Here is a 6,473-nt window from a genome sequence, read left to right on the forward strand (position 1 = left end):
CATAGCCCGTGCGGCATTTGGCGCCGTCCGGCACCGGTGCTAGCGTCGCCGCTCGTCTTCCTCCGGAACGGCCGCATGCGCATAGCCGCGTCGATCAGCCTCGCCCTCCTGCTGGCCGCCTGCCAACGCGAGGCGCCCCCCGCCGCGAAGGAGCCCTACGACGCCCGCGCCGGTGCCGATGCGCGCCGCATCGAGGCCGACGTGCGCTTCTTGGCCGACGACCTGCTCGAAGGCCGCGAGGCCGGCACGCGCGGCTACGACCTGGCATCACTGTACGTGGCGCAGCGTTTCCGCGCGCTCGGCCTGGCCCCGGCCGGCGAGGACGGCAGCTACTACCAGCGCGTGCCGATGCTGCGTGGCGTAACCCTGGCCGAGGGCAATGCGCTGGTGATCCACCGCGACGGCGTCAGCCGCACGCTGGCGTTCCGCGAGCAGTTCCTGCCCGCCACCAACTTCAACGCGGCCGCGGCCGACATCGAGGCGCCGGCGGTGTTCGTGGGGCAGGGCGTGTACGCGCCCGAACTCGACCACGACGACTACGCCGGCGTCGACGTCAAGGGCAAGATCGCGGTGATGTTCGGCGGCGCGCCGGCGCGCTTCGACAACGACCGCCGTGCGTTCCATTCCTCCGGCCGCACCAAGGCGCAGGAACTGGTGCGCCGTGGCGCGGTCGGCCTGATCCTGGTGCAGACCGACGAAGAACAGCGGCGGCACCCGTGGGCGCGCATCGCCGGCCAGTGGGACCGCCCGGCGATGCGCCTGCGCGATGCCGACGGCAAGGGCGTGGACACCTGGCCGCAACTGCGCGCGATGGCCCAGGTCAGCGCCGCCAGCGCCGACGCGCTGCTCGCGACCAACGGTCGTACTACCCCGCAGCTGTTCAAGGCGCTCGCCGACGGCCAGCTGCGCGCGTTCGATCTGCCCGGCAGCGTGCGCCTGGCCGCGCGCACCGCCATCACCCCGGTCGAATCACGCAATGTGGTCGCCCGTCTCGACGGCGCCGGCAGGCAGGCCGAACACGTCGTCTTCAGTGCTCACCTCGACCACCTCGGCATCGGCGCGCCGGTCGATGGCGGCACGCAGCCGCAAGACAGGATCTACAACGGCGCGCTCGACAACGCGCTGGGCATCGCGGTGATGCTGGAGGCCGCCAACCACCTGGCGCATGCGCCGGCACCGCTGCAGCGCTCGCTGCTGTTCGTCGCGGTGACCGCCGAGGAGAAGGGCCTGCTCGGCGCCGAGTGGTTTGCCCAGCACCCGACCGTGCGCGGCTCGCTCGTCGCCAACGTCAACATGGACATGCCGATGCTGCTGGCACCGACCCGCGACGTGGTGCCGATCGGCCTCGAGCACTCCACGCTGCAGCCGCTGGTGCAGCAGGCAGCGAAGGAGATCGGCGTGGCGCTGTCGCCGGACCCGGCGCCGCAGGAGGTGGTGTTCGTGCGCAGCGACCAGTACGCCTTCGTCCGCGCCGGCGTGCCGGCGGTGTACCTCGACGCCGGTTACAGCGGCGATGCCAGGGCACTCCAGGACGCCTTCCTGCGGCAGCACTACCACCAGCCCAGCGACGACGCCACGCAACCGATCCAGTACGCCGACGCCGCGCGCCTGGCGCAGCTCAATGCCCGCATCGGCCAGCTGATCGCCGACGCGCCGCAACGACCGGCCTGGAACGCCGGCGACTTCTTCGGCGAAAAGTTCGCCAAGCCATCCCCCTGACGACACCACATGCACAGGCACTGGCACCCGTGGTTCCGACAGTGGCGGCTTGAACGCCGGCATCGTGGCGGCGCGTGGTCGCTCGCGCGCTGGACAGCGGGCCTGGCGGTCGTGATCGCGCCGCTGGTGGCGTTGGCGGACGAGGGCGCACACGCTGCGCTGGCCGGCGCGGGTCTGCGGTGGTTCGTGCATTGGCCGCTGGCGATCGGCGTGACACTGGCGATGCTGGCGCACATCGCGGTGCGCACGCGCCTGCGCCCGCTCGCGCACGAACTGCGCAGCGGCTGGTGGGCCGCCATGCCCATCGCGCCACGATCCACCACGCAGGCACTGGTCATCGTTGGCGCCGTCATCGCGCTGGTGGCGTCGCTGGCCGGTGCGCTGGTGCTGGCCTTGCTGGCGTTGGCCGCACGTTCGCCGGCTCCGTTCACCGCCGCCGTCGGTGTGCTGGTCTCGGGCATCGCCTCCGGCGCTGCGCTGGGCGTGGCGGCATCGCTGCGCCGCACACCACCCGCGCGCATCGACGGACGCCGCCGTCCGCTGTGGCGGCTGGCTGCGCTCAACGATGCGCGGCTGCCTCACCTGTTCGACTGGCAGCATCGCGCCGCCGTACTGCGATGGCGGCGCGGCAACGGCACTTCGGTGATCGCGATGGCGATGCTGCTGTTGCCTGGTGGCGCGACGCCCGCCGGCGCGTCCGGCCTGCTGTTGCTGGCGACCGTGCTGGCCTGGTTCCGTGCGGCGCTGACCGGCGCCAGCGAAGCGGCGACACAAGCGGCAGTGTTGATGCGTGCACTGCCGTTGACCCCGCACGACCGTCGGCGCGCGCTGCTGCGCTATCCGCTGTTCGCCACCGCGTGCGCGTTGTCGTGGTGCGCGCTTGCAGTCGCGCTGCTCGGACCTGGCGTGGAACTGGCGCTGCTGGTCGCCACGATGGTGCTGGCGGCGGCGTTGCGTCCGGCCGTGTCCCTGTGGCGTGCGAGCCGGTGAGGCCATGATGACCCGTCTGCGAATCGAAAACCTCGTCCACGGCTACGACGCACGGCCGGTGCTCGACGGCGTCGATCTGGAACTCCCGGCCGGCGAGTTCGTGGTGCTGATCGGCCCCAACGGCGCCGGCAAGACCACGCTGCTGCAGTGCGTGTCCGGCGTGCAGGTGCCGCGCAGCGGACGCGTGTGGATCGACGGCATCGACCTCGCCACCGATCCGGTAACCGCCAAAAGCCGCCTGGGTGTGGCCGTCGACCCGCAAAAGCTGCCGCCACTGCTGACGTCGCGCGAATGCCTGCAGCTGTTTGCTGGCGCGCGCGGGCTGCAGGCCGTGCCCGACAGCACGTGGGCGCTGTGCGATGCGCTGGCACTGACGCCACTGCTCGACCGTCAGGTCGACCAGGGCTCGCTGGGACTGCGGCAGAAGCTGGGCATCGCCCTGGGCCTGCTGGGCGAACCTGCGCTGCTGCTGCTGGACGAACCGCTGAACGGGCTCGACCCGCTCAGCGCGCACGCGCTGAAACAGTATCTGCAACGGCGCTGCCGCGAGCACGGCGACACCGTACTGCTGTCCACGCATGCACTCGATGTGGCCGAGCGTTTCGCCACGCGCGCACTGCTGCTGGTGGAAGGGCGCCTGCGCCGCACATGGTCGGATGCAGAACTGGCCCAGATCCGCCACGCACCGGACCGCTCGCTGGAGCAGGCGATGGTGCAGGCGATGTCATGAGCACACGCACGGCACACGGAGGATCGGCCTGCTCGTGCGCCCCGCCGCGCTGGCCTGGTGCCGCCGCCGGTGACCTTCGGCCGATGCGGTGATGGGCGCGGCGTCTACACTCGCCGCTTTCCCTCCCGCAAAGAGCGTCCTTCATGAGCCACTGGTACTTCGTTTCCGCCGGCAGCAGCCAGCGCATCGGCCCGCTTGATCCCGACGCCGCGCAGGCGCACGCCAAGGCCCACCCCAACGACCTGTGCTGGCGCGAGGGCCTGTCGGGTTGGCAGAAGGCGCGGGCGATGCCCGAGTTCGCCGAGGCCGTGGAGACTACCGCGCCACAGCTGCCGCCGCTGCCGTCGGCGGCGAGCCGGCGCAGCGACGAGATCGACTTCCGCATCGTCGGCAACGACATGCCGTTCGTCGAGGTCGAGCTGGACCCGGGCGAGAGCGCGATCGCCGAAGCCGGCGCGCTGATGTACAAGGACGCGCACGTGCAAATGGACACCGTGTTCGGCGACGGCTCGCACACGGGGCAGGGCGGTGGCTTCATGGACAAGCTGTTCTCGGCCGGCAAGCGCGTGCTGACCGGCGAGAGCCTGTTCACGACGATGTTCACCCACACCGGTCAGGGCAAGGCCAAGGTCGCCTTCGCCGCACCGTACCCGGGCACGGTGCTGGCGATGAAGCTCGACGAGCACGGCGGCCGCCTGATCTGCCAGAAGGACAGCTTCCTGGCCGGCGCGCGCGGCGTCACGGTCGGCATCCACCTGCAGCGCAAGATCCTCACCGGCCTGTTCGGCGGCGAGGGCTTCATCATGCAGAAGCTCGAAGGCGACGGCTGGGTGTTCGTGCACGCCGGCGGCACCCTGGTCGAGCGTGAACTGGCCTCCGGCGAACGCCTCGACGTCGACACCGGCTGCGTGATGGCCTACCACGCCACGGTCAGCATGGACGTGCGTCCGGTCGGCGGCATCAAGAGCATGCTGTTCGGCGGCGAGGGCGTGTTCCTGGCCACCCTGACCGGCCCCGGCAAGGTCTGGCTGCAGTCGCTGCCGTTCTCGCGCATGGCCGGGCGCATGCTGGCGGCGGCGCCGCAGGGCGGCGGCCAGGCCCGCGGCGAGGGCTCGGTGCTCGGCGGCCTGGGCCGCATGCTCGACGGCGACAACGGCTTCTGATTGGTCCCTTACCCGCTCCACGAGATGTTTCCGTCGTTCCCGCGAAGGCGGGAACCCATGGACGTTGCTTCGATTCTCCGGCGGCGTAAACAAAACGTCCATGGATCTTCGATCCCCGGTCATTATTGATCCGGCCCGAATTTTGTTTCATGTAGGAGCGGCCTTAGCCGCGAGCTTTTCGCGTGCCCACGGGCGTCCACCCAAAGCTCGCGGCTGAAGCCGCTCCTACAACGCTTCATTTGAGGGCCGGGTCAATAGGCATAGCCGATGACGCCCAACGCCGCGCGCAGCTAATGGCTCGCAAGCAGCGACACCTTGCCCCCGCCTTCGCGGGGATGACGGCATTGAAGGGTTCGACATGGCCCGTGGTCGTTGCTACGGCAGCAGGTAGCCCGGGTATGCCGGCGTAGCGTGTCCCGGGTGTGGCCTTACCCGGTCTACGGCAGACAGTCAGATTCGCCCGTGCGCGTAGCTGTATGCTGCGCCGCTGATCGCACCCACCATGCCTCCGATGAAGTCACTCCCTCTGCTGCTGGCCGTCCTCGTGTCCGCACTCGCCGCCTGCGGAGGCGACAACGTCAAGCCGGCCCCGCCGCCGGCGGTGGTGACGCCGCCTGCGCCGGCGCCGAAAGTCCGCATCGGCCTCGCCCTCGGTGGCGGCGCGGCCAAGGGCTTCGCCCACATCGGCGTGATCAAGATGCTGGAAGCCAACGGCCTGCAGCCCGAAGTCGTCGCCGGCACCAGCGCCGGCAGCGTGGTCGGCGCGCTGTACGCCAGCGGCATGGACGTCTTCGCGATGCAGCAGCATGCCATCGCCCTCGACGAGGCCAGCATCCGCGATGTCAGCCTGTTCTCCGGCGGCGTGGTCAAAGGCCAGAAGCTGCAGGACTACGTCAACGAACTGGTCGGCCAGCGCCCGATCGAACGCATGCCCAAGCCGTTCGTGGCAGTGGCGACCGCGCTGGAAACCGGTACCCGCACCTACTTCGTGCGCGGCAACACCGGCCAGGCGGTGCGCGCGTCGAGCAGCATCCCCGGCGTGTTCGAGCCGGTCGCGATCGGCAAGTTCCACTACGTCGACGGCGGCGTGGTCAGCCCGGTGCCGGTCGACGCCGCGCGCCAGCTCGGCGCCGACTTCGTGATCGCCGTGGACATCTCCAGCAGGGCCAGCGGCAAGAACCCCGGCAGCGTGCTCGGCAACGTCAACCAGTCGATCACGATCATGGGGCAGAAGCTTGGCCAGCAGGAACTCGCGCGCGCCGACATCGTGATCCGTCCGAAAGTGCTGGAGATCGGCGCGGCCGATTTCGAGCAGCGCCACAACGCGATCCTGCAGGGCGAGAAAGCCGCGCTGGCGGCGATGCCGCAGATACGCGCCAAGATCGCCCAACTGCAGCAGGCCCGCCTCGATGCCACCGCTGCGAACGCACGTGCGGCTCAGGCCGCCAAGCTCAAGGCGCAGTGTGCCGAGGCCGACAAGAAGTGGACCGCCAAGCTGCGGCGTGATCCCGCGTGCGTGGGTGTGAGTAACTGACGGGGCGGGGTCGGTGGATTAGGCCGCGCCTCTAAGCAGTAGTCAGCCGCCAACCGGACTTTCCATGAGACTTGTAGGAAGAATTTCCGACTGGAACGAGGACAAAGGCTACGGTTTTGTCTCGCCGCATGACGGCGGAGACCGCGCCTTTGTCCATATCAAAGCATTTCAGTTCGGATCCCGTAGGCCGGTTGACGGTGACCTCATCTCGTACTCGGAATCAAAAGATGCACGCGGCCGGGTAATCCCCCCACTTTTAGCAGTCGCCAAAAGTGGAGCTAAGCGGCCATCGCCAGCTTCATCGCCGGGGTGATGCCGCCGAGCGCCATGTTGGGGC

At 69.7% G+C, this 6,473-nt stretch carries 5 protein-coding genes and 1 pseudogene; all 6 read left to right on the plus strand.

Annotated elements, in window-relative coordinates:
• Positions 1-75: 75 nt before the first annotated feature.
• On the plus strand, positions 76-1,719 hold the full coding sequence (locus tag ACFOLC_RS13325; RefSeq protein ID WP_386759747.1) for a M28 family metallopeptidase: 1,644 nt from the start codon (positions 76-78) through the stop codon (positions 1,717-1,719).
• Between the two features lie 9 nt (positions 1,720-1,728).
• Complete coding sequence (locus tag ACFOLC_RS13330) at positions 1,729-2,709, plus strand: hypothetical protein (protein ID WP_386759748.1); 981 nt, start codon at positions 1,729-1,731, stop codon at positions 2,707-2,709.
• 7 nt (positions 2,710-2,716) lie between these two features.
• Positions 2,717-3,439 (plus strand): ABC transporter ATP-binding protein, encoded by a 723-nt coding sequence (locus ACFOLC_RS13335; protein WP_386759749.1) that lies wholly within the window; start codon positions 2,717-2,719, stop codon positions 3,437-3,439.
• A gap of 143 nt (positions 3,440-3,582) precedes the next feature.
• Complete coding sequence (locus ACFOLC_RS13340; RefSeq protein WP_386759750.1) at positions 3,583-4,602, plus strand: TIGR00266 family protein; 1,020 nt, start codon at positions 3,583-3,585, stop codon at positions 4,600-4,602.
• A gap of 502 nt (positions 4,603-5,104) precedes the next feature.
• The gene (locus ACFOLC_RS13345; RefSeq protein WP_386759751.1) at positions 5,105-6,136 is read left to right on the plus strand and encodes a patatin-like phospholipase family protein; all 1,032 of its coding nucleotides are present in this window, start codon (positions 5,105-5,107) and stop codon (positions 6,134-6,136) included.
• A gap of 64 nt (positions 6,137-6,200) precedes the next feature.
• Positions 6,201-6,380: pseudogene (locus ACFOLC_RS13350) on the plus strand (cold-shock protein); the annotation flags it as partial.
• Positions 6,381-6,473: the final 93 nt, after the last annotated feature.

Origin of the sequence: Lysobacter cavernae (assembly GCF_042648505.1) — a bacterium.
GTDB lineage: Bacteria > Pseudomonadota > Gammaproteobacteria > Xanthomonadales > Xanthomonadaceae > Lysobacter_L > Lysobacter_L cavernae.